The sequence below is a fragment of the Enterococcus sp. RTP21361st1_A6_RTP21361_211029 genome, assembly GCF_040910045.1.
In the GTDB taxonomy this organism is placed as follows: Bacteria; Bacillota; Bacilli; order Lactobacillales; family Enterococcaceae; genus Enterococcus_D; species Enterococcus_D gallinarum.
Window position 1 is genome coordinate 21,947 of record NZ_JBDGBK010000001.1, and the last position, 23,968, is coordinate 45,914.

Below are 23,968 nucleotides of genomic sequence, written 5' to 3' on the forward strand. Positions count from 1 at the left end.
CAAGAAAGAAAAATTTATGAGAAAGGCAGCTTTAATGGAAATTATCTTTACAGGAATGAGAAGGACATCTATGAATCAATTTACGTTTCAGCGAGTCATTGGGGATTTTCTCTACTAACTTTTAAATAATTTTAAATAGAACTAGAATAAAAAGAAGGCTAAAAATTTCCTTAAAGTTTCCAGAGACAAGTTTGATAAAATAAAAGAATTGTTCGGTGCATGTTTCTGCAAGAGGCAAGTATCGATTGGCGTTGAATCTTGTACTTGAAACAATAGCCTAGATAGCACTGTCTTAGAATTCGCTATTTTACATGTTCTTATGTACGCAAAAGCGTCGCGTGTTCTACAAATATTCTACAAAGCGCAAAGGATATGTGAAAGGAATAAGGTGGTAAAAGAGCTAGAGACAGGATTAGAAAAGTTGTTGCCAAGGAAAACTTAAGGTTTTACGAGTATCGAAAAAGAAAAGCGGCATTATCATTGCTATTTTTCTTCTGGCATGGTATTCTATAAAAGTAAAGTTCTGATATGTTAATACTTGTTTATCTTTTGATACACACTTCAATTACACATCATTTTCTATTACAAAAATAAACACACACGATGTGTAATATGGAGGTATACGTTTATGAATAACGGTACAGTAAAATGGTTTAATGCAGATAAAGGTTTTGGATTTATTACAGGTGAAGATGGCAATGATGTATTTGCACACTTTTCAGCTATCCAAGGCGACGGCTTCAAAACTTTAGATGAAGGTCAAGCAGTGACTTTCGACGTTGAAGAAGGCCAACGTGGCTTACAAGCAACAAACATCGTTAAAGCATAATAACAACTTTTAAAAGAAGACCGGCAATGGTCTTCTTTTTTTGCTTTAAAGTAAAAAATTCATTTCCGGAAATTACTTTCTTGACCTGGTGATCTCCAAGGAAAAATGAAGGAATGAGTCAATGAATCTCAAAAAAAGACTGCGTCTGTATACTAGACGCAGTCTTTTTTGTTGGCGATGGCCTTTGCTTTTTGATCTCTAGATGAAACGTGACAAAAATTCTAATCAATTTCTGGCAAACTGACTATTGTAGAGTTGGGCGTATAATGAAGGTTTTGCTAACAGTTCCTCATGTTTGCCTTGCTCAATGATTTGTCCTGCTTCCATCACAAGGATCAAATCAGCATTCTTGATCGTGGAGAGGCGATGGGCAATGACAAAGCTTGTTCGATTTTTCGTCAATGTGTCCATTGCTGTTTGGATCATTTGTTCGGTTCGGGTATCAACACTGGAAGTCGCTTCGTCCAGAATCAAAATAGCTGGATCTGCCAAAATTGCACGAGCAATCGTCAAAAGTTGTTGCTGACCTTGTGATAGTTCGGTTTCGGATCCTATGATCGTCTCGTAGCCCTTCGGCAGTGTCCGAATAAAATGATCGCATTGTGCTGCTTTTGCGGCGGCAATGATTGCCTCTTTCGTTGCATCTTTTTTGCCGTAAGCAATATTCTCTGCAATCGTTCCTTCAAACAACCATGTGTCTTGTAAAACCATCCCAAATTTTTTGCGAATGTCTGTGGCTGAAAAATCCGTCATATTGTAGCGATCGATCCGGATCTTGCCTCCATTCAGTGGATAGAAGCGCATCAGCAAGTTGATCAAAGTTGTCTTGCCGGCCCCAGTAGGCCCCACGATGGCTACTGTCTGTCTAGGTGCAACTTGTAGGTTCACATGTTGCATCAATAATTTATCTGGAGAATAACCGAAAGAAACATCTTCAAAATCGATTCTCCCCGACAATTCTTCTGGGACTGCAAGAGGGTGTTGGGTTTCTTTTTCTTCTGGATAATCCAAAATCTCAAAGATCCGTTCCAATGACGCTAATGCACTTTGTAACGTATTAATAATATAAGAAGCTTGTGTGATCGGTTCGGAAACTTGATTGGTATATTGCAAGTAGGCTTGGATCAACCCGATGGATAACTGTCCATTGATTACCATCATTCCACCAATCACAGCACTTACGACAAACCCGATTTGGTTGATAAAGCGAATGAACGGATTGATCGCATAGCTAGCAAATTGTGCTTTACGAAAAGCATGAAATTGCTTTTCACTTAATTCGTGCATTTCTGAAGCGACAGCAGATTGCTGATTGTAGGATTTGATCAATAAATGGGCAGTATAAAACTCTTCTGCCCGGCTACCGACTGCTCCCAATGTTGTCTGATTTTCTGAAAAGTAAACCAAATTTCGCTGAGCCAGTCGATGGGTAGCGAAAGCACTTATCAGTAGGATAATGATAATCCCTACAGTTAATAATGGACTGAGCCAAAACATCACACCAAGACCAAATAAGATACTGAGAGTGGCTGTAATGAGTTGCATCAATCCGACTTGAAGGACTTCAGAGACTTTATCCAGGTCTAGAATTGCTCGGCTTAAAATATCGCCTGTCTGATGCGTATCGTAAAATCGTACCGGCAACCGATTAAACTTGTGCGTCAATTCTTTTCTGAGGGTTAAGGTCAATGTTTCGCTGACACTTGCCATTGTGTATTCTTGTAAAAATGAAAATAGACTAATCATCAGCCAGGAGATCCCTAGAAGGAGCAGTGGCCATTTGATGACTTGCAAGAATTCACTTGGTTGCCAGCCTCCTTGCTGAAGCAAAGTGATGAGATTATCCAATCCTTGACCCAACAGTAATGGTGCGATTGTCATAAGTGTCGCGTAGCAGAGAGCAGAAATCAAAATCAGTCCGAAGCGGCTTTTTTGCTGGAATAATAATTGTAAGAGCCGCATGCTCGTATGTTTTAAATTTTTTGGTGCATCAGTTATTTTTTTGCTCATTTTTTTCTCCTCCTATTCCTTGCGAAGCCGCAAATTCTTGATAGGTGCTACAGGTTTCCATCAGTTCTGAATGGGTCCCTTTTCCGACGATTTTTCCTTCATCAAGAACGATGATTTGATCAGCATCCATGACAGTTGCAACACGCTGAGCCACGATTACTACGGCTGAATCACGGACATAAGATTTTAATGCTCGCCGTAAATTTGCATCTGTTTGATAGTCAAGCGCCGAAAAACTGTCATCAAAAAAGTAAATGTGAGCGGGCTTCACTAATGCGCGCGCTATACTCAAGCGTTGTTTTTGGCCGCCAGAAAAATTGCTGCCCTTTTGAGCAACGTGACTGTCGATCCCATCGGGTAGACTTTTGATAAACGACTCTGCTTGCGCGATTTTGACGGCCTGTGCTACTTGTTGCGGATCGGGATTGACAATCCCGAAAGTCAATGTGTCCCAGATCGATCCACTGATCAACAATGCTTTTTGAGGAACATAGCTGATAAATGATCGTAGTGCGACCTGTGAGACTTCTCGAATATCACGATCATATAATGTGATTGAGCCGTTAGAAACGTCTTTTAACCGCAAAAGTGCTTTGGCGATCGTACTTTTTCCTGATCCGGTGCCGCCAACAATCGCAGTGGTCTGTCCGCGATGGATCTCAAAATCAATATCTTCCAGTACGGGTTCCTCTGCCCCAGCATAGGTGAAGGAGACATGATGAAAGGCAGCTACTAATGAGCTTTCTTTTGGCAAGATTGGCTGTGGACCGTCTGTCATCGTTTCTTCTTCAGACAAAACTTCTTCAATCCGCTGCAAGGATGTCAATCCTTTTGGGATCATGACGATCACCATTGCTGCCATGGTCAAAAACCAAAGGCTCAAAACGGTATATTCGATGATCGCAGTGATACTGCCGATGGGCAGGTTTCCTGAGAGACTTTGGAAACCGCCGAATCCCAAAATGCTTAGAATGGACAGCCCCATGAAAAAGTGTACGGCTGGATTCAAAACAGCGAATAAACGATTGACTTGGATCATCACTTTTGCGTACCCTTCAAAGGTTTGGTCTGTCCGCTTTTTTTCGAAACTAGCTTTGTCAAAGGCGCGAATCACCCGTACGCCTGTATAGGTTTCACGCAAAATCCGCATCATAGTATCTACTTTTTTCTGCGTTTTCTTTGCCAAAGGGATTGCTTGATAAATGACGAAAAGTGCGACGATCGAGAAACAAACAATCGCTGCAATAGGGATCCACACCATTCGCCAAGATACACTACCTGTTAAAATAATCGAAGCCAAAATGATCAGTGGAGCGGGAAGAATCATTTGTAAAGCCATCATCAAGATTTGTTGAATGTTATTGATGTCATTCGTTGTTCTTGCAAGCAAGGTTGGTGTACCATATTTTTCAAAACTAGAGATCGCAAGCTCCTGTATTTTGTTGAATAGTTTGATCCGAAGATGATGTCCGAATTTCCCTGCTAGATGGGCAGAAAAATAACTAGCACTGACAGCAATCACACCAGTTCCTAGTGCAACAGCCAGCATCCAGCCCCCATAGCGGATGATAGCTGATTGATCTTGTTTTAAAATGCCATCATCAATGATCTTGGCTACAAAATAGGGAAGAAAAAGTGTCCCGAAAGAATGGATCAGCATAAATAAAAAAGTACCTAGAAATAGGCGTTTTTCGGTGAAAAAAAATTGTTTTAATTGTTTCATAAAAATTCCCTCCAATTACGTCGTTCTGTGCTAGAATAAACTGTAACGTAACGTAACAGTCAATAGGAGGGAGGCATTTTTTTTGAAAAAATTTTTGACCATCAGTGAACTTGCGGCTTATGGCGGTGTTAGTCGTCGTACACTGCTTTATTATGATCAAATCGGGCTGTTCAAACCTAAACAGATCGGTGAAAACGGGTATCGTTATTACGGATTTGAACAGTGTGCGGAATTAGATGTGATTTTGGTCTTGCGAGCATTGGATATGTCCTTAGAGGAAATCCAAACATTTCTAAGAAACCGCAATCCTGAGACGATGCAAAAAGAGTTGATCATCCGTCGTAAAGAAGTAGATCAGAAAATAACGGAACTAGAGGAACATAAAGCCGTTTTGGATCGGTTCATTTCGCGATTTGAAAAAGTACAGACAGCCGATTTTACCAATATGACTTATAGTTATCGGTCAGAAGTATATTTTGCTGTTTCTGAAGAAATCAATGAGTATGATGAGACTTCGGTCTTTCAGGCTTTTTCACGTTTTTATCCTTATTTAGATTACAAGGATTTATTTAGTGGCTACCCCATCGGTTATTTAGTAGAAGGATCTGCATTCGATCAAGAGTCGATCCATGAAGCGCCTTACCGTGCATTAGTGATGATTCCCAAAGAACGACTGCCTCTTTACTCGGATCAAGCAATTATTTGTAGACCAGCAGGAAATTATGTGTCGGGATTCGTCAGAGGGGAGATCCATCATTTAAAAGATTTTACAAAACGATTCAAAGCCTATCTGGAATCAGCTAATTTACAGATAGATGGAGATATCTGGGAACTGATGTGGCAAGATGATGTATCCACGGATCAAAAAGAACAGCAGATTTTTGAAGTGATGTTGCCTGTTAAGGAAAGAATACCAAGCTAAATCTACACAAGAATGGAGAGAGGAAGTCTGTTGACGACATTTTTGCCAAAATGTGTTATACTGATTGAATACGAGAAATATTTTTGTACCAACGTTATCTTGTTTTTAGGAAATTTATTCAAAACTGGCGTAACTTCAGAGTTACAAGGATGCAGTAGAGGTTAGGGATTGTATCGTTTAAATGAGAAATAAATAATAGTAGTAATAGTCTGCTTCAACTTTCAAAGAATAAATATTGCATCGTTAGATAGCCTTCCCGTCTTATGACAGGAAGGCTATCGTTCATTTTATGGGAAGTGTCAGCGCATTATCTGGACTCTTATCTTCCAATAGCGAGTCAACATATTGTTTTAGAAAATAAGAATATGTTGCCAGCAGCTGGTATTCTTCAGAATGTCGAATCGTTTCTTTTTCTTCTTGCGAATAAACGTCGTCACCAGTAAATAACGCTGCATTCATCTTTGCAATAAATGTATATAATGTGTTGATTTGTTCTTCTGTCAATTCAGTAACAGATGCGAGCTGTTGGCGCACCATTTTAGTTGTATCTTGTTGAAAGATGGTTGCTTGATAGTTGCTATACTGCAAAAGGTGAGGATCTTTCCGCTTGTTCTTAGCAGCCCATTGGTCCAAATCAATCACCTTTTTTTCGTAGTTGATCGTTTTATCAGTAAGTGTTACGACCCCATAGCCAAGTTCTTGTGTGGAATAAGAGCCGGTGACAATTTCCTGAATACCAGAGGGTCCTTCTGTAATATCTTGGATATGGATGTGTCCAGAAAAAATCGCTGGTACCTGATAAGCAGTTAGTAATTGCTGCAATTGCGCCGAGTTATCTAAAATATAACCTTCTTTCAACAATGAATTATGTTCCAGAAGATTATGGTGCATGAAGAGAAGCGGTGTCTGCTGCTGTTGTTTAGCTGCTTCTAGTTGATCCTTCAGCCATTCTAAGGTGCTTTCTTTCAAGCGGCCATTCGTAGTTGGCTGGTTCCAATTCACTTGTTCTTCATAAATACATGAATCAAGTAATACTAAGCGATACTGATCATTGAGATTGATGCTATAGCTTAATGAGGTCCGATCAACACTGTCAGCTTTCTCGTAGCCTTCGGAAAAAATATCTTTGAAATCTTGCGGGCTGATTTGATCGGCATAAAATTCCTTATCCCCATCAAAAATTCTGGCCCAACCATTGTAAATCTCATGATTGCCGGGCAAACTCAGTACCATGATCGAAGCTTCTTGTAATGGTGCCAATAACTCGGCAAGAGATTCTGCACTTGCTTTCTCTCCATTCAATGTCATGTCCCCTGTCAAGATCACTCCTGTTGGTCGTTTTTCTAGGGCTTCAGCAACAAAAGCTTCCAAACTTTCTGCCTGATAGCGCATTTCTTTACCAGCGGCACCTTCAGCAAACTGGTTGAAGGCTATACTATTATCGTGAAGTGCTGACGACAGGAAATGAACATCGCTTAGCAGCCAAAATTCGCTTTCTGAATCTTGCTGCAACACACTGTTCGCTTTTTTGGTCGTCCAAAGAGCAAGCAAAAGTAAGCCGCAAACCAAAATGCTACTGATCCAGATAATTATTTTTCTTTTGGAAATGATGCTTCCTCCTTTCGAGCGGTATTCTTCCTATTATAGGAAGAGAAAACTTGCTTGTCACTTAGAAAGGATCAAGTATTTTGCTTACACGGTATCTTCTTTAATGAAAAAAGAAACGGATAAAGAGAGGGCCAAAAGAGAGAAAAAAGGGGATTCACACTGTAAAAAAGCAAATTTTTTGGTTTTTTCAGGAGTTTTTGGACTACCTGAAAAATAAAAAAGCGCTTTTTTATCGATTTCTTTTTTTGAAAAACATTTTAAAAATGCTGTTTTATCAAGCTTTATAGCTAGCATAGAAGAATATTTCTGATGAGAATTGTCTTTGAAACATTTTTGTAACATTTCTTTTATCTGTATGTCATATGCTTATGTTAGAATTCATTTGTCGTTAAATCGAACTTTAAATTTTCTTATATTAAGTAAATTTTTTATTAAGACAACTAATTTACACAAAAAGCGCTAGTCGGAGGAAAAACGAGTGAAGAAAAGTTTGTTATCAGCATTAATGGTGTGTTCTCTAACATTAACAGCAGTTGCAGGACCAGGATTAGTATCAGCAGATTCCATTGATGATCAAATCGAACAACAAAATCAAAAAATCGATTCCCTAAAAGGACAACAAGCAGATGCTCAATCACAAATCGATTCTCTAGAAGCAGAAATTGATTCAGTGAGTGCAAAAGTCAGTGACTTAGAAGCTAAACAAGTTGCACTAGGTAAAGAAGCAGAAAAATTACAAGATAAAATTGCCACTTTAAAATTACGTATCGCAAAACGTGAAGAAGCCATCAAAAAACAAGCACGCGATGTGCAAGTAAATGGTCAAAGCACAAACTTTATCGATGCAGTTCTAGAAGCAGATTCTTTGACGGATGTTATTGGTCGAGTACAAGCCATGACAACAATCGTAAATGCCAACAATGATCTAGTTGAGCAGCAAAAACGCGACAAAGAAGATGTTGAACAAAAAGTAAAAGAAAATGAAAGCAAAATTCAAGAAGTAGCAGCAACTCAAGCTGAGCTGCAAAATCAAAAAGATGCATTGGCTACAAAACAAGCAGACTTGAATGTGTTGAAAGCTAATTTAGCTGCTGAACAAGCAACAGCTGAAAAAGACAAAGATGCGTTGAACAAGAAAAAACAAGAAGCGGAAGCTGAAAAAGCACGTGTCTTGAAAGCTCAACAAGAAGCAGCGGCTGCTAAAAAAGCAGAAGAAGCAAAACAGGCAGCAGCATTGAAAGAAGCGCAAGAAAAAGCAGCTGTTACAGAAGATGTTCAAACAAGTACAACTAAGACAGAAAGTTCTTCAGATACTTTTGTTGTTGAAACAGCAACTGCTGGATCATCAAGCAGCTCAAGTTCATCAAGTAATAGTTCAAATTCATCAAACAGTTCTTCATCAAATACAAATAACAGCAATAATTCTACAGTCAATACCGGTGGTAGTGGTAAAGACCACTCATCATCAGGTAACATGTATGCAGTAGGACAATGTACATGGTATGTTAAAAATCGCGCACCATGGGTTGGTACTTACTGGGGAAATGGTGCCCAATGGGGTGCCTCAGCAGCAGCTGATGGATACACAGTGAATGGAACACCAGCCGCTGGAGCAGTTGTTGTCTTTGCCGCAGGCCAATCCGTTGGCGGAGAGTGGACAGCAGATGGTACGTATGGACACGTAGCCTATGTAGAATCTTATGATCCTGCAAGCAACACCATTACGATCTCTCAAGGTGGAATGGGCTTCCCTTCACCTACAGGACCAAACACAGCAACAATGAATGCATCTGGTTATACTTACATTCATCGTTAATCAATAGATTTAACCACTAATGATTCGTCATTAGTGGTTTTTTTGTATCTGCAAATAGCGGACGCTGCTCCAACTATTCCAACTGACAGTTGGGCTTCAATGCTCTACTGTTGTGAAAATTTATGTAAAAAAGCCTTCCGCGCTTGAATAAAACAATTGAATTGGAGCAACTGACACGAGCTTCTAGGGTTGACGATCGCTGCAATTTCAATTATTGGACAAATGTTGTGACGAAATTATTCCGTCTAGTTCTCATCCCATGGGGAATCTTTGCATCTACGTTTTTAAGATCATAGAAGAAGACAAGTAAGATTGTCACAAAGGGATGCGGATCAACGAAGAAGAGTCGGAGGTTGAAGGGACAAGTCAAAAAGCCTTAGGGTAAATAAAGTGAAACTTCATTTATCCTAAGGCTGGACAGATGCATTTGCTCAAATAGACAAAAAGGTATTTTTTTCTAAAAAAACTTAGTTGTTAAGTGCTGGATCTGGCAGTAGTTTGATTCTGGGCTTTATTGAAAATCAATGGTTTTCGGATTAGAAAAAGGCACTAAGTTCTTTTTTATAAGTAACCAGCATACTTTCCATGCCACGGGACAGCAGTGTATACAATATTCGCTTGTCTTGTGTTGTATAGAATTGTTCGTTTGAAACGTCATAAAGAATGACATGATCAAATTCTCTTCCTTTAGCGATGTCAATCGAATAAACAGGAAAGGGGAGTTGATTTGTCTGTCCTTTGAGATATTCTTCCAAAAAAGCAGCCTCCTTATGGCTCTTTGTCAGTATCGTATATTGCCTTCCCTTTTTTATGAAAGGTGTGATAGTTGCCAGCCATTCCAACTCGTTTTCAAAACGAATAAATCGGGGAGGCTCTCCGGCCGGGCGAACAGGCATGATCGACATAGTTGTATGGTTGGCAAGCTTTGCAAACAATTTAGTAATTTCACCACTGGAACGGTAGCTAGTTCGTAAGTCATAGCGTGTGACTGATCGATTGTTAGCCTCAAAGATTTCTTGAATCTCTCTAAAATCAATCGCAGAATTAAAAATTGCTTGATTTTCATCCCCAACCATGGTGAAAGCTGCTCGGGGAAATAGTGTCAATAACAGCGTACACTGAGCGGGTGTATAATCTTGGATTTCATCGATCAGCAAAAAAGCCAGCGAGGCTACAGGAAGTTTCTCGATAAATAGGTGTCGGTTGAATAAACGAATTACTGCTTCATCTAACGTGATAGTAGAATGTTTCAGATAAGGCTGTTGGGTGAACGCCGTATAATAGTGTTCTAAAAATTGATCCTCATCGATCCAGCTATTCTGTTTCAATTGTTCATCAACGACTTGATACCTCGTTCGCAATAATTGTTCAGTATACTTTTTAATACTGGAGGGAGAGTCGTCTTCGATCAAATGACCAAAGTATCGTTGCTGCTGCTGTTCAGAAAGTGCTAATACTTGATCTTGCAAGTGGTTCTTTTTGGCATTTCTGATCAATTGTGACTCCCACTCACTTATTAATCGTTTCTTGGTTGCTTGCAATCGCTCGATCATAGGGAGTTGTGGTGTAGATTGATAGATTGACTGAATCTTTTCTTTGGCTATAACGACTTTACCCTTTCGAAGGATTGAGTGAAACGAAGGTTCGATCAGGGCTGTCTTGCTGGCTGATTCTTGCAGAAAGGCCACAAACTCATTGCTGCGGAGCGTTTCTGTTTGAAAAGAAGTAGGTTCTTGTAAACGGAAAAAATAGGCTTCCTCATTTTCTAAAGGAACTGTATTTGCTTCTTGCAGCAAATACGAGCAAAATTGACGAATCGTCTGATTTAAAGGATTCTTTTCACCTAATGAAGGCAAGACATCTGAGATATAGTGGATAAAATCTTGATTGGGTGAAAGGATCAGTACATTGTCAGATGTGATCTGACTACGGTATTGATACAATAAATAAGCGACCCGTTGCATAATAACTGAGGTTTTTCCACTACCGGCTACTCCATTGACCAATAAGGTTTGACTTGATTGGTCACGAATGACTGCATTCTGCTCTCTTTGGATGGATGCTGTGATGTCGCGCATTTTTTTGCCGTCGTTCTTTTCTAGTGCGGTCAATAAGACATCATCTTGGATCGCGACAGAAGTATCGAAAAAGCGGATCAGTTTATCATGAGCGACAATTAATTGCCGTCTATTTTTAATAGATACAGCAATTTCATGTTCATTGACTTGGTAAGAAGAATCCCCTAACGTATTGTTATAAAAAAGCTCAGCGATTGGAGAGCGCCAATCATAGACTAAGTTATGACTATCTTCATCTGCAAAGCCGTTGATGCCAATATAAAAGGATTCAGCGGATTCACCATCAAGAAAGTCAACGACTATTTTCCCGAAATAGGGTGACTGGAGCAAACGTTCTACGGCTGCCAGTTCTTTTTCGGCTGTTTGCAAACTCAGATTCATTTGGTCAATTTCACGATTTTTGCTCTCAATGGCAGCATAAGTTTCCAGACTGTCTGACAAGTTATCAAAATTGAGTCGAATATCCGTGCCAATTGTTTGGAGGTCTTGCAAATGGCTTGCGTAGCCTTTATCCAGAAAAGAGCGTAGGGCTTTTTTTCGAGTGACCAATTTTTGATAAACAAAAGATAAATGACGTTTCTCTAATATGCGTTGCTTTTCCATCTGTTTTCACATCCATTTCCCAGAGTATGTTTCATTATACGAGGTGGCGGCAAAAATACTAGTCTGTTTTTTACTCGTTTTTTCCTGTATAATAACTATAGGGAAAAGAATTGCTGATAGAATTATTAATCAGCAATTCTTTTTTGTTTTTAAAAATAATAAAGGCTAACTCCATACTTAGCTAACGGGAGACTGTAGTTTTCAGCAAAGTAAATTGACTTTTGGTCTATTCGCCTACTGTTCTTTGATTCATGTTCAAAAAAACAAACTCTTTCTGCTTGTATTTCTATGTGTAACAACTATACTGATAACAAGCAGAAAATGCAATTTAATGAGTAGCGGAGGAATGTCAGTATGTCATTACTATTATCGCCAGTTGAACTGGCGGGGTTATCGTTAGAGAATCGTGTTGTCCTTTCACCAATGTGCATGTATGAAGTGAAAAAAGAGGATGGGATTGCCACGCCATTTCACTTTGTTCACTATGGTGCTCGTGCATTAAGTAAAGTTGGCTTGCTGATCATTGAGTCAACTGCTGTGGAAGCAGATGGACGAATCACCAAGAATGATCTTGGTTTATGGAATGAAGCGCAACAAGTTGAGTTATCAAAACTCGTTGCATTGCTTCATGGTTTCGGTAGCAAAGTGGGGCTTCAGTTGAACCATGCTGGGCGCAAAGCAGCGGATGCAGGTTACCCAATAGCACCTAGCGCCGTTCGCTTTAACGAAAGCTATGCTGTTCCTCACGAAATGACGCTTGCTGAAATCAATCGTGTCCAAGAATCCTTTGTGGCAGCAGCCAAACGTGCGCAAGCTGCTGGCGTAGACATGATTGAATTGCACGGAGCTCACGGATATTTGATTGATCAATTTCTCTCACCAATCGTGAATCAGCGGACAGATGAATATGGCGGATCATTAGCAAGCCGCTATCGTTTCGTCAAAGAAATTGTTCAAGCGGTTCGAGCTGTCTTTGATGGGTCACTTTGGATGCGGTTGTCGTTAACCGATTATGAAACAGAGGATAAACAAAATTCAATCACAGAATGGCAACAAATTGGACAGTGGCTTGAAGCAGATGGGATTGATTGTTTAGATATCTCTACGGGCGGTTTGTTAGATAGAAAGCCAACGATCCCGGTTTATGAAGGGTATCAAACACCTTTTGCAACAGCTATGAAAGCAGCTGTTAAGATCCCAGTGGCTACCGTTGGGATGCTGGATAACCCTAATTTATGTGAACACATTCTGCAAACCAAGCAAGCGGATTTAATTTTACAAGGACGAGCGTTGATTAGAAATATTCACTGGTTGGCAGATGCCGCTACCCAGCTCCACGATCGCTCATTTCAACCTTATAATGATTCCTATGGGCGAGGAATCAAAAGATAACCGAAAACACAGTATGTTTACACGTACTGTGTTTTTATTTTTTTAGCTAGTATGCTTTACATACTAGATGCTTTTTGATATACTCAAATCAACTAATAGGTAAAACATACTAGTAGGAGATGATTCGTGGAGGTGAATGTCGTGAGAGAAACGCAACTGTTAAAGGGCGTCTTAGATGGATGTGTCTTGCAGATTATTTCAAAAAAAGAAATTTATGGGTACGAGCTTGTACAAGAATTGAGAGGATATGGTTTTGAAACGATCGTTGGCGGTACGATTTACCCCTTACTTCAGAAACTGGAGAAACAACGTTTGATCAAAGCTGAACTGAAAAAATCACCAGATGGACCAGACAGGAAATATTTTTCATTGACAGAAGCTGGAGAAGAGTACCTAAACAGCTTTAAACAACAGTGGGAAAACCTAGTGAGTAAAGTAGAACGAATTATTGAGGAGTGAGAACATGAATAAGAAAAAACAACTAGCTTATTACCGAGACAAAACAAATGAGATTTCAAAACAACTGTCAGCAAGCAATCAGAAATATTTTGAAGATTTGAGGGAGTACTTATTTTTTTCTAGCCTGTTTCAAGATGAATATGCTGTGGTTGCTCAAGTCTATGAGATAGCCAATGATTTACTTGAAGCCCAAAATCATGGTGAAACAGCAGAAGAATATTTTGGGAAAAATCCTAAAGAAATGGCAGATGAGCTGTTGCGTAACACACCTAAAAGCCGTTTGATCGATCAGTTGAATTTGATTTATATTATGGTTGGCGTCTCATGGCTGGTCAAACTGTTTAATGACTTTTCTTCTGATAGTGTCTTGCAGTTAAATCTTTATTCTTATGTGACAACTGCTGTTTTTTCAGTCGTTTTGGTCATCCTTTTTTTCTTTGGGGTGCAAAAAACGATTTATTTAAAGCAAGGTTTTTTCAGAGTAAGTTAAAGAAATTTTTGGTTTTGTGGGTGATAGCGATGGTCTGGATTGGTGGTTTGGTTTTACTGAATCTATATACCCCTAACCTTTTTGTGGTGACGTTATCTTATCCAATGGATATGGTGCTAATGTTGGTGCTATTAGTCGCTGCCTGCGCCTTGATTTTCTTGCGCAAGGAAAAAGACTTTTATCCCGTCGCCTTTATGCTAACGATTTTCGTTATACTTGGAATCCTTCAACGATGGGCCTCCAAAGAGAATTTGACAAATGATAATCGGTTTAAAGGGCTGTTGATTGCATTGCTTGTGGCAGCTTTTGCTGTTTATATCCTTTGGACCAGACGTTCTGCAAAAGATAAGTAAGCCGTGATCGAGAATACGAACAGAAAAATCGTAGATCTTACAATCCTGGATTGGTGAAAACGTCATAACCCATCTTTTGTGCCATTCATGCTACACTAGTTGTAGCTGAATGGAGGGAACGTATGGCGATTACAACAGATCTTTTTTTTCATGGCAATACGAAGAAAGCTGCATTTTTTGAAGGATGGTATTTCAAACATCAAATTGGGGATGAGGTGTATGCATTTATTCCAGGGCTATCGATTGAATCGGATGGAAGAAAACAGCCATTTATTCAAGTGATCAGCCATGAAGGATCCCATTATTTCCCCTTTAGTGAAGCGGAATTTTCAGCTGCTGAAGACCAGTTATTAATTAAGATCGGGGAGAATTACTTTAGTGAACAAGGAATTTCGCTATCATTAGAGAGTACTGAATTATCAGTTAAAGGCACATTGACCTACGGTGCCTTTCATCCAATATCTCGGAGTCGCTATGCCCCAAGTATTATGGGGCCTTTTTCCTACCTTTCATTTATGGAATGCTACCATGGTATTTTAAGTATGGCTCATAGCCTCTCGGGAACTTTGCTATGGAATGAGCAGTCACTTGATTTCTCTGAAGGAATCGGGTATCTCGAAAAAGACTGGGGAACCTCGTTTCCTGCTGCCTATCTATGGGTACAATGCAATCGATTTGAGGCACCTGATGTCCGTTTCTTTTTCTCAGCAGCAGACATTCCTTTTTTAGGAACGGCTTTTTTAGGGATTATTTCAGTCTTACAAATAGGGGATAAAGAATATCGCTTGGCAACGTATTATGGTGCCCGCTTAGATTCTGTGACTCGCAAACAAGGTCGATTAGTGATTATTGTTAGGCAAAAAGGGCTTGAACTAACGATTGAAGTTGCAGAAAAAGAGGGCCATTCCTTGATGGCACCAACGGATGGTGTGATGAATCGAATTATTCGGGAAAGTGCCAGTACGGAGATTTTGCTGACGTTGATAGAAAATGGTCAGACGATTTTCCGACAAACGGGTTTCTCTGCCGGTTTTGAAGAATCCGGCATCGTTCGTGGATATACCTATTAAGAATAAAGAGTAAATCCGCTGACTTCACGTCAGCGGATTTTGCTATAATGGAATTATCCTAATTTTGGAGGCGGGTAAATGAAAATAAAAAAAGAGTCGTTGTTTGAGTTGAAGAGTGTGGCACAGCCAGTAGCGGCTGGGAACCGTATCTTTTATCTTGAGAATACGGTTAACGAAGAAAAGAACTGCTATCAATCAGAAATTTTCAGTGTTGATCGAGAGACAAAAGAAAGGCAGGTATGGGGCAACCAATTAAAAAATAGTACCGAGCTAAAAGTTTCTCCCGATGAAAAATGGCTGAGCTTTCTGTCGACAGAGAAAGAAACAGAAAAAAATCAACTAATGATTATGCCGTTAAACGGTGGACGAGCTTCTGTCTTAGTAGCAGAGCAGGGAATCAGCAATTATTTTTGGACAGACGATGCTACAGCGGTCTATTATCAAGTCTCAGCAGATAAATCAAAAGAACGAGTGGATGACTCTGAGAAAAAATACGATACGTCAAAAGAAAAAGCTGCTGAAAACGATTTTCCTAAAATAAAAATGACGACCAAATTAGGCTATCAAGCAGATGGTGCGGGCTTTTTATCTGAGAAAATCACGCGCGTAAAGAAAGTCTTATTAACGACGAAAGAATCAGCAACTATTTTTGAAACAGATCTGGAAATCCATCTTGAAGCAATCATGGAAAAAGAGCAAGGTCTACTCTATACCGCAGAGACGAAACCCGAACGAGAATGGCATTATGGAAGTATGCTGTATGCGTATGATCTGACAACGAATCAGCATCACTCATTTGAATCTGATCTGCCTGAAGGGACTTATTCTTTTGCTGCTTTATCTGGCAACCAATTGCTGCTTTTGGGGAATGACCTAACCTATGGATTTGTTACCCAGGAAGATCTTTATCTCATGGACCTTGAAACAAAGGAAGTAGTCAACCTCTCAAATGAACAAGACCTTGCCATCGGCAATACGATCATCGGTGATTTTCAACAAAAAAATCGTGGTGTTTCAGTAACCTGGATCAACAAACAACAGTTTATTGTACCAGTGACTACTCATGGAAAATTGCAATTGTACCGTGTCGATACGAAAGGACAATGGACATTACTATTTGACCAATTAATGGATATCACTGATGCAGCAAAGATTGATGAAACCCACTTAGCAATCACTTATTCGACACTAACGATCCCAAGTCGACTAGCGGTGCTTGACTTAACTAGTGGCGAGCTAGAACTAGTAGCTGATCCGAATGAAGCTCTGATGAATGACCTGTCGATCAGTGAACCGCAGCGTTTTTGGTATGAGGGAGCAGATGGTTGGCAAATCCAAGGATGGTATCTACCACCGATCGAGACTAGTCAAGAGCACCCTGCGATTTTATATATTCACGGTGGACCGCAAGTTTGCTACGGGGAGACTTTCTTTCACGAAATGCAAGTTCATGCAGCCAATGGTTACGGAGTGATATTGCTGAATCCTCGCGGTGGGCAAGGCTATGGTCAGGAGTTTGTTCGCTCGATCCTAGGAGATTATGGCAATAAAGATTACCAAGACTTGCTCTTAGGTGTGGATGACGTGCTTAATCATCATCCAGAGATCGATCCCCAAAAAATTCATGTCGTTGGCGGTAGTTATGGGGGCTTTATGACCAATTGGATCGTAGGGCACACGGATCGTTTCTGCTCTGCCGTCACACAGCGGTCGATCTCCAATTGGATCAGTTTCTATGGAACCAGCGACATTGGACCATTTTTCGTAAAATATCAGTTGCTGCATGACCTAGATGAGTCTAAGACACTCTGGGAAATGTCACCATTAGCGTATGCAGATCATGTCAGCACACCAACGCTTGTTTTACATGGCGAAAATGATCTGCGTTGTCCGCAAGAACAAGGGCAACAATTTTATACGGCATTAAAACGGAATGACATTGACACGAAATTGATCCTCTTTCCGCATTCTAGTCATGGCCTTTCTCGCAGCGGGTTGCCCAATCTACGTCTTGAACGCTTATCGGCTATCACGGAATGGATGAAGACACACGAATAATAAAAAACAAGATACCAGTAAAGTATTGGATAATTACTAGAACAATTTTTAAGAAGTTGTTCTAAAATACCAGCTTGCGGGTATCTTATTTTTTTGTTAAATCAAAGTTTTTAAAGAGAGAAACAGCTATTTTTATTTCTGGTATTTTATTAAATAGAATTTTTTTCAGAAACGATCAACGACTCATATGAAACATCTTTCATTTATAAAATAACAAAAATATAAAAAACTTCTTGAATCTTCTACTCTTCTATGATAAGGTTTAAAACGTAATCGTTACGTTTTGTTTTTGAAGAGATTTTTGGAAGGAGTTTGAGGATGCAAAATAATATTATATTGGAATGTGTAGAAACCGGAGAACGACTCTATCTGACTAGCAAAAATCAGCGCAACACACCCTATCGATTGGAATTAAAAAAATATTCACCAAAACTACGGCGAAAAGCAATTTTTCGTGAAATAAAGAAGTGAGTAAAGAATACAGATGAATCTTAAAGAGAGAAGTAGGACGATAAAGGAGGAAAAATGATTGGAAAAAACAGATCTGGCAAGTGCTTATCGCCGCTTGAAAAATCCAAATATCAAGACTCGCAAGCGTGCGCTAAAAATTATCCATGAATACAAGCGGAACAAGAAAAAAATTAGCTAACGAAACTATTTTTCCAAGAAAGGATTAAAAAATGGCAGTACCAGCTAGAAAAACTTCAAAGGCAAAGAAAAACCGGCGGCGGAGAAATCAACAATTGAAGAAGCCAGCCATCCATTTTGACAGTACCAGTGGGAATTATACACGAAGTCACCATGTGTCATTAAAGGAATATCTTTTGAAGAAACCGATCATAACGAAAGCAAATGACTGAAAGGAAGTAGAGAATAATGATGATCCAATATCCATCATTGGTTGAAGAGGCTTATTGCTACAAAAAGAAAGTTGATCCGACAGTCACTAAAGCAGAAATTTTTCAGCTGTTATATCACAAAGGATTGATTGGGCCAAAGGGTGAACCAACCAAAGAAGCATTAGATTCAGGTTACGTAAAGGATTATACAGAGTCCATGGACCTGACATACACTGACTTCTTGATTCTTTATCCAGTATTTGCCAGGTTTTCGGCTGACCATTTCAAAAAGATCGACCATTTCTGGGAAATGGATCGAACACTGCAAGAAAGGATTTTAGGTGAAGTAGAAATGAATCAGTTTACAGAGGATGAATTGATTGATTTATCGGCTTATTTTGAAGACCGTAGATTATCAGAACCAACTATCGAATAGAAAGATCAATTGAAAAAAGCTTTTTTCAATAGAAGATATGCAAATACTTTAACAAAAAAACGGTGTTGTTTTCCATCCGAAAAATAGCCCTTCCTACTTTCGTTTTTCTTTTGGAGATATTAAAACTGGGAAAAACAAAGCAAATCAATTTGGTTTTTAAATAGAAGTTGCTACAATAAGATTCAGGAGGGGAAGTACAATGAAAAAAATTGAAGATGTGAAAGAAACTGAGGTGCTTGCCAAAGCCTATATCGCTGTAAAAGGGTATCAAGACCAAATCAATGTTTCAGGGGATGAAGTAAGTTTTTCCGGAGAAGTCGACAGTGGTAAGCATGATGGGGTACCAAGCAAATTACCCGATACAGAAGATGAAATCAAACAAGCAATCGATCAAATGATTGAAACCATTAAAAAAGAAACGATTTAAGTAGCCACAGCTGACAATGATGCAAAAACAGGAAGCATCCATTGAAACGCATAATGAGCACAACCAATCATTTATGATTTTAATTGTATTCAATAAAAAGGCATTGGCAAAATCAGGTGATTTTTGCCAATGCCTTTTTATTCAATTATTGAAATCAGCAAAGGACATAACTAGACGACTAGCTGTTTTAAAGAAAAAACAGTAAAAAAAGAAAGAGGTGATACGAATGAGGCTGCTAGATTCTTTTATTCGTTTATTAAAACCCTTTGATTACCTCCTCTTTGCTGCATTGATTGTAGGATCTTTTCTGCCAGTCTTTTTCTCTGCCCAAGCTACGGAACATACAGGTGATCGTTACGCCATTGTTCGAATCAACGGGCAGGAGGTTGATCGATTCAACCTCGAAAAAATAGAATCATTGACAAAAACGTATGTTCCGTCTAGAAAACAATATAATATTATCGAAATAAATAACGGGAACATTCGCGTGAAAGAAGACAATAGTCCAGATCAGATTGCTGTTAAAACGGGCTGGATCTCTCAAAATGGACAAACCAGTATCTGTTTGCCTCATAAATTAGTGATCGAGATCTATCAAGCAGGAAGCGATGACTATTATATTTACTGATTGAGACCGTCTGGATTGAATAGTATTTATCGTAGAAGCAGTTGAAAAGTGCTCTTGCCAGTCATTCTAAACAAGAGTTAGTTCTGCCTTTTTGAATGATCAACAACTCGTCTTTGTTCTTCTAAAAAATAGTTGAATGTTTCGTCATTGTTTCCGGTAATATCGATGGTGCCTCTATTGATTTTAACGAGTGCACCATTTGCACCGCCGGATCCGGTATCGACCATGGGGTGCCACCCTTTATGAGGATCTTTTCCTCTTTCACGTAATTCAAAGTTCTTTTTTCTTAAAATCAGTTTTTTTTGCTCTTTTTTCTTTTGGTGATTTTCAATGGAGTTCTTGATGATTTTCATGAGAATACGCCCTTTCACGGTGTGTTGTCGGCCTTTTGATCCTATATAGCTTTATTGTAATGTTTTTTTGCTTTAAATACAATAAAACACCTTCTCAACTGAATTGAGAAGGTGTTTTGCCTTTTACGATGCATCAATAGATTTTTTTTGTAAAATATTTCAAAATCAGTGGGGAGATCAGTGTGCTCAATAAAACCACAATTACTAAGGGTGAATAAAGAGCAGGTGTGATCAAGTTATTTTGTTGTCCGATTTGTAAAATGATCAGAGCCATTTCGCCGCGAGATATCATCCCTGCACCAACCATCCAAGCACTATTGTTGGAGAACTGAGCGATTTTTCCGCCAGCAAAACCTCCGACAAGTTTAGTCAAAATAGCTACTACCGTAAAGGCTAAGATAAAGAGTAATTGCTCATTCAACAAAGAAAAGTCTACTTCTAAGCCGACACTAACAAAGAATACTGGAATAAACACGGCATATCCCAATGCTTCTACACTGTGTTCCACTTCTTCTTTGACTTTTGTTTGGCTAACAGCGATCCCGGCAAAGAAAGCACCAATCACAGAGCTCAAACCGACTAAGTCAGCAAGATAAGCCATACCTAAACAGATGATCAGAGACATGATGATGACTGAGGCATTGGCAAAGAGCTTTTCTGCTAAAGAAAGTAAGAACGGCGCAATCCATTTAACAAGTAAGAAGATCAAAACAAAATAAATAAGTTCTACAAATAGTGTGACAGGCAAAGGGGTGCTTTGCGTACCAGAACCTCCCAAAAAGGAAAGGCTGAGGCTCAATACCAAAACGACCAAAATATCGTCGACAACTGAGGCGCCTAGAATCGTCGAACCCTCTTTGGTATTAACAACATTTAGTTCTTTGAGTACCTCGACAGAGATACTGACAGAAGTTGCTGCTAGAACAATACCAAAAAAGAAGGCTTCCGTTCCGCTGCTTTGAAATCCGATACCTGTGAGATAGCCGAATAACATCGGGAAGAGGATCCCCAAGATCGCTACAAACATTCCAGGGCGAAAATAGCGTTTCAGTAAAGAAATATCACTTTCTAAACCAGCTAAAAACATTAGCAAAATAACACCGATCTCAGAAAAATCGTGTACTAAAATGTCTGGATGTACCCAATTAAGTCCTGCACCTCCTAATAAAACACCAGCCAACAATTGCCCAATTACAGCAGGGACGCCAATCCGTCTTGCTATATGAGAGAAAAGAGTTGTTGTGAGGAGGATTAGGCATAAGATACCCACAAATTCCATTAAATTCATCCTTCTTTCTTTCAAATAATCATTTTTAGTATAGCATGTAACCAGCAATCTTGGTGTAAGTAAGCATTATTTGCTGATTTTCAAGTTGAAAGAGAAGAAAAATTGATCAAAGGCAGCAGAGGGTTCTTTTTATAACACTCTGCTGCCTGTCAAAAATGATTTTGTTTTAGTTTTTTTGTCAGTGGTCATTTAACCAGGTATTTAAACGGGAAAAAACCATTTGGACTTGGTCATCATCTGTTTCTTTCAGGAAGTCATGCGGCAGGTCATAAACAGCTATAAATTTACTATCTGGAATTTTCTTTAATGCCTTACTATAGCGAAATGGGACTTCTTCATCGGTACTGCTGGCTGTACTAAAAACAGGAGGAAAGAGTTGTAGCTCTTCCGCTGGGAGCGCATAATCCGTCAACTGATTGGAGGAAATGCCATATACCTCAGTCAATTTTTGTTGCTGAAGTGCATAAATATAAAAGAGATAACGCTGAAACTGGGGATCATCCCATACTTTCTCTGTTAACTCGATTTTTGGCAGAAGGGACTCAGACAATGGTGGTTGAGTCGTCTGACGAGAAGTTTCAATGAAAGCTAAGTCTGTATAGCCATAAAAGTTAATTAGGCTTTCGGGCATTGGCAGTTTTTCAGCAAAAATTTTTTTCGTCAATGCCATCATCAAATACCCTCCCGCTGAACGACCGCAGATTCGATAAGGGTGCTCCTTGATTACTTTCGCTTTTAATTCCAAGAAATTCTCCCAGGTAGCGGCAATAATTTCAGAAAGTGAACTGTTTGGTGCCAACAAATAGTCCATAGATAGGATCGTATAGTTGTGTTCATGAAACAATTCGATCAATGGTTTGGGAATATCCTGCCGACTGCCGTAAACGAATCCACCGCCATGCAAGTAAATCAGATAGCTCTCTTGCTCAATGGAATCAGCAGGATAAAGACTAACTGAGGCACCGGTAGATAATAAAAAGTCTGTTTTCATTTATAAACGACTCCTTTTCTTCAATTCTAATAAATACGTACCGATTTCATAATTGACCAATTGGATAGGATTTGTCAAATCAATCTCCAGCAACTGCTCGATTTTGTTGAGACGATAGCGAATCGTTTTCGAATGCAGAAAAAGAGCCTCGGCAGTTTTCTTGTAATTGCGGTTGCTGATAAAAAAAGTATAGAAAGTAGTGAATAATTCCTCGTCTTCTTCTGACATTTGGTACAACTTTGGGGGAATGCTTTGCTGCAGTCGTTCCAGCTGATTTTCTTTGATAAAGGAGCTAAAGATTCCTAAATCACTGTAAGTTAAGATCGGTCCTAGATAGAACTGGCGGTTGAAGCGAATGGCATCGAGACATTGGGGCAAGATTTCCTTGATATGTTCTTTAGTGAAGACTTCGCTGACTGCTAAGCAAGCAGATTCTTCTGATAAGAGAGAGACTTCAAATTGTTTTTCCAAGTTCTTTTTACTGATTTCTTGGGCTAGCTGCTGAAAATTATACAGGACGACTAAATAATTATGATGCTCAAAAAACACATGGGCAGTTTTCAATGCCCGTAATTTGTGCAGGACAGCTATTTTTCTTTGCTTATCTTTAAAGGTATTGGAGGCAAAAGCAATTCCTTGGTAGTAATCATAACGATCTAATTGTGCCTCTTGCAGCAATGCAGCTAATTCTTCGGAATTATTCGGTGTACTTTGCAAAATGGCTTCGGCCAGATTGTTCATCCGATTATAGCGCTCTTTTTTTAGAAGATATTCCATTTGCAGCCGTTCGTAAATAACGTCTACGACATTCTCGATAATCATGACCTTTGCTTCGGGGATCTGAGAATCTTTTTGATAAACGATCAATGTACATAAGTCATTGAATGGGTTGATGATATCCACTTTGATTGCAGTGACATACTGATTGTTCTCATGAGAAAAAAGCTCTAGATATTCATAATGATTTTTTGTGAATTCGATGGTTTTCATTGGTTCACTCTTTGTGACTACATAATTCTTAAAGGATTGACCGATCGCAACTTGAACATCCAAATGGGGGATCCGTAATGAACAAGGTTTTTCGATCAACTGATAAAACTCTTGCATGATCTGCTCAAAGGACGAATGGTTGCGTTCAACCTTCATGAAACGCTGACGGACCTCATAGTAGGTTCGCAAGAGATGTGTTTGGTGATTCAAAAGCGGTTCATAAACCGCCAACATGATTGCTTCGTAACTAACATCTTGCTGTACTTTGATCAATGGGATCTGATAATCAAAACTAAGACCAATGATCCATTCAGGAATCATTGGAATCAGGCGATCGACTTTGACGACTAACCCACTGACCCCAATCTGCTGCATCTTTTCAAAAAAAACACGCAACTGATCCATAGAAAGATCCGTGAAGGCATAGAATGAAGTCAAGATCAACTGATCTTTCTTACTCCATTTTTCAATATCGATGGCTTCAAGCACCATGACAGAGGCCACTGGATTTGTTAAACCAATCGTGCCAGTCAGTGTCTTGCTATTTTTGAAAAGCGGCAGCTCAATCAATTCTTTTAATTGCATAAGATTCTCCTTTTTCCCCT

The 23,968-nt window shown here is 39.3% G+C and carries 24 protein-coding genes; 15 read left to right on the plus strand and 9 right to left on the minus strand.

Translation table 11 applies throughout. From position 1 onward, the window contains the following. The first annotated feature begins 628 nt into the window (after positions 1 to 628). Entirely contained in the window at positions 629 to 829 is a 201-nt protein-coding gene (locus tag AB5Z52_RS00105; RefSeq protein ID WP_003125681.1) for a cold-shock protein, read from the plus strand. A 225-nt stretch (positions 830 to 1,054) separates the two neighbouring features. Here the strand turns inward: AB5Z52_RS00105 and AB5Z52_RS00110 are convergent, their stop codons facing one another. Next, entirely contained in the window at positions 1,055 to 2,839 is a 1,785-nt protein-coding gene (locus AB5Z52_RS00110) for an ABC transporter ATP-binding protein (protein WP_003125683.1), read from the minus strand. Continuing rightward, positions 2,820 to 4,562: an ABC transporter ATP-binding protein gene (locus AB5Z52_RS00115; RefSeq protein WP_288551422.1), complete on the minus strand. Its 1,743-nt coding sequence runs from the start codon at positions 4,560 to 4,562 to the stop codon at positions 2,820 to 2,822. The genes AB5Z52_RS00110 and AB5Z52_RS00115 overlap by 20 nt, the downstream gene beginning before the upstream one ends. Before the next feature lie 82 nt (positions 4,563 to 4,644). Between AB5Z52_RS00115 and AB5Z52_RS00120 the strand changes: the two genes are divergently transcribed. Then, on the plus strand, positions 4,645 to 5,484 hold the full coding sequence (locus tag AB5Z52_RS00120; RefSeq protein ID WP_003125686.1) for a MerR family transcriptional regulator: 840 nt from the start codon (positions 4,645 to 4,647) through the stop codon (positions 5,482 to 5,484). A gap of 282 nt (positions 5,485 to 5,766) precedes the next feature. Here the strand turns inward: AB5Z52_RS00120 and AB5Z52_RS00125 are convergent, their stop codons facing one another. Then, the gene (locus AB5Z52_RS00125) at positions 5,767 to 7,053 is read right to left on the minus strand and encodes a metallophosphoesterase (protein WP_042620360.1); all 1,287 of its coding nucleotides are present in this window, start codon (positions 7,051 to 7,053) and stop codon (positions 5,767 to 5,769) included. Between the two features lie 123 nt (positions 7,054 to 7,176). Next, complete coding sequence (locus AB5Z52_RS00130) at positions 7,177 to 7,434, minus strand: hypothetical protein (protein ID WP_003125689.1); 258 nt, start codon at positions 7,432 to 7,434, stop codon at positions 7,177 to 7,179. Positions 7,435 to 7,570: 136 nt separating this feature from the next. Here AB5Z52_RS00130 and AB5Z52_RS00135 point away from each other — a divergent pair, with 136 nt between their 5' ends. Further along, positions 7,571 to 8,908: a CHAP domain-containing protein gene (locus tag AB5Z52_RS00135; protein ID WP_227760635.1), complete on the plus strand. Its 1,338-nt coding sequence runs from the start codon at positions 7,571 to 7,573 to the stop codon at positions 8,906 to 8,908. Positions 8,909 to 9,444: 536 nt separating this feature from the next. Here the strand turns inward: AB5Z52_RS00135 and AB5Z52_RS00140 are convergent. After that, the gene (locus AB5Z52_RS00140; RefSeq protein ID WP_137264316.1) at positions 9,445 to 11,589 is read right to left on the minus strand and encodes a UvrD-helicase domain-containing protein; all 2,145 of its coding nucleotides are present in this window, start codon (positions 11,587 to 11,589) and stop codon (positions 9,445 to 9,447) included. Positions 11,590 to 11,943: 354 nt separating this feature from the next. Here AB5Z52_RS00140 and AB5Z52_RS00145 point away from each other — a divergent pair, with 354 nt between their 5' ends. The 12 genes from AB5Z52_RS00145 to AB5Z52_RS00200 all read left to right on the plus strand — a co-directional run bounded on the left by AB5Z52_RS00145 (position 11,944) and on the right by AB5Z52_RS00200 (position 19,741). Continuing rightward, the gene (locus AB5Z52_RS00145; protein ID WP_003125693.1) at positions 11,944 to 12,981 is read left to right on the plus strand and encodes an NADPH dehydrogenase; all 1,038 of its coding nucleotides are present in this window, start codon (positions 11,944 to 11,946) and stop codon (positions 12,979 to 12,981) included. A 141-nt stretch (positions 12,982 to 13,122) separates the two neighbouring features. After that, positions 13,123 to 13,440 (plus strand): PadR family transcriptional regulator, encoded by a 318-nt coding sequence (locus AB5Z52_RS00150; protein ID WP_005470611.1) that lies wholly within the window; start codon positions 13,123 to 13,125, stop codon positions 13,438 to 13,440. Positions 13,441 to 13,444: 4 nt separating this feature from the next. After that, the gene (locus AB5Z52_RS00155) at positions 13,445 to 13,930 is read left to right on the plus strand and encodes a hypothetical protein (protein ID WP_288551423.1); all 486 of its coding nucleotides are present in this window, start codon (positions 13,445 to 13,447) and stop codon (positions 13,928 to 13,930) included. 29 nt (positions 13,931 to 13,959) lie between these two features. Then, positions 13,960 to 14,283, plus strand: a complete 324-nt coding sequence (locus AB5Z52_RS00160) for a hypothetical protein (RefSeq protein ID WP_288551424.1) — start codon at positions 13,960 to 13,962, stop codon at positions 14,281 to 14,283. Between the two features lie 122 nt (positions 14,284 to 14,405). Continuing rightward, positions 14,406 to 15,353: a tocopherol cyclase family protein gene (locus tag AB5Z52_RS00165; RefSeq protein ID WP_137264318.1), complete on the plus strand. Its 948-nt coding sequence runs from the start codon at positions 14,406 to 14,408 to the stop codon at positions 15,351 to 15,353. 78 nt (positions 15,354 to 15,431) lie between these two features. Then, entirely contained in the window at positions 15,432 to 17,411 is a 1,980-nt protein-coding gene (locus AB5Z52_RS00170) for a S9 family peptidase (RefSeq protein WP_137264319.1), read from the plus strand. Between the two features lie 318 nt (positions 17,412 to 17,729). Beyond that, the gene (gene rpmG, locus AB5Z52_RS00175) at positions 17,730 to 17,882 is read left to right on the plus strand and encodes a 50S ribosomal protein L33 (protein WP_003125699.1); all 153 of its coding nucleotides are present in this window, start codon (positions 17,730 to 17,732) and stop codon (positions 17,880 to 17,882) included. Positions 17,883 to 17,940: 58 nt separating this feature from the next. Beyond that, the gene (locus AB5Z52_RS00180; RefSeq protein WP_137264320.1) at positions 17,941 to 18,060 is read left to right on the plus strand and encodes a putative metal homeostasis protein; all 120 of its coding nucleotides are present in this window, start codon (positions 17,941 to 17,943) and stop codon (positions 18,058 to 18,060) included. Positions 18,061 to 18,091: 31 nt separating this feature from the next. Beyond that, positions 18,092 to 18,271: a 50S ribosomal protein L32 gene (gene rpmF, locus AB5Z52_RS00185; RefSeq protein ID WP_003125700.1), complete on the plus strand. Its 180-nt coding sequence runs from the start codon at positions 18,092 to 18,094 to the stop codon at positions 18,269 to 18,271. A gap of 16 nt (positions 18,272 to 18,287) precedes the next feature. Next, a complete protein-coding gene (locus AB5Z52_RS00190; protein ID WP_005470614.1) occupies positions 18,288 to 18,686 on the plus strand; it encodes a hypothetical protein in 399 nt (132 codons plus the stop codon). 199 nt (positions 18,687 to 18,885) lie between these two features. Then, a complete protein-coding gene (locus tag AB5Z52_RS00195; protein ID WP_003125702.1) occupies positions 18,886 to 19,113 on the plus strand; it encodes a hypothetical protein in 228 nt (75 codons plus the stop codon). A gap of 226 nt (positions 19,114 to 19,339) precedes the next feature. Next, positions 19,340 to 19,741, plus strand: coding sequence for a NusG domain II-containing protein (locus tag AB5Z52_RS00200; RefSeq protein WP_005470615.1), 402 nt, complete (start codon positions 19,340 to 19,342; stop codon positions 19,739 to 19,741). Between the two features lie 77 nt (positions 19,742 to 19,818). Here AB5Z52_RS00200 and AB5Z52_RS00205 read toward each other — a convergent pair whose 3' ends face one another. The 4 genes from AB5Z52_RS00205 to AB5Z52_RS00220 form a co-directional block, all read right to left on the minus strand. Continuing rightward, positions 19,819 to 20,094: a hypothetical protein gene (locus AB5Z52_RS00205; protein ID WP_005470617.1), complete on the minus strand. Its 276-nt coding sequence runs from the start codon at positions 20,092 to 20,094 to the stop codon at positions 19,819 to 19,821. Positions 20,095 to 20,227: 133 nt separating this feature from the next. After that, complete coding sequence (locus AB5Z52_RS00210; protein WP_005470619.1) at positions 20,228 to 21,373, minus strand: cation:proton antiporter; 1,146 nt, start codon at positions 21,371 to 21,373, stop codon at positions 20,228 to 20,230. A 187-nt stretch (positions 21,374 to 21,560) separates the two neighbouring features. Then, positions 21,561 to 22,373: an alpha/beta hydrolase gene (locus tag AB5Z52_RS00215; RefSeq protein ID WP_003125709.1), complete on the minus strand. Its 813-nt coding sequence runs from the start codon at positions 22,371 to 22,373 to the stop codon at positions 21,561 to 21,563. Beyond that, a complete protein-coding gene (locus AB5Z52_RS00220; protein ID WP_003125710.1) occupies positions 22,374 to 23,948 on the minus strand; it encodes a PucR family transcriptional regulator in 1,575 nt (524 codons plus the stop codon). Between the last annotated feature and the right edge of the window lie 20 nt (positions 23,949 to 23,968).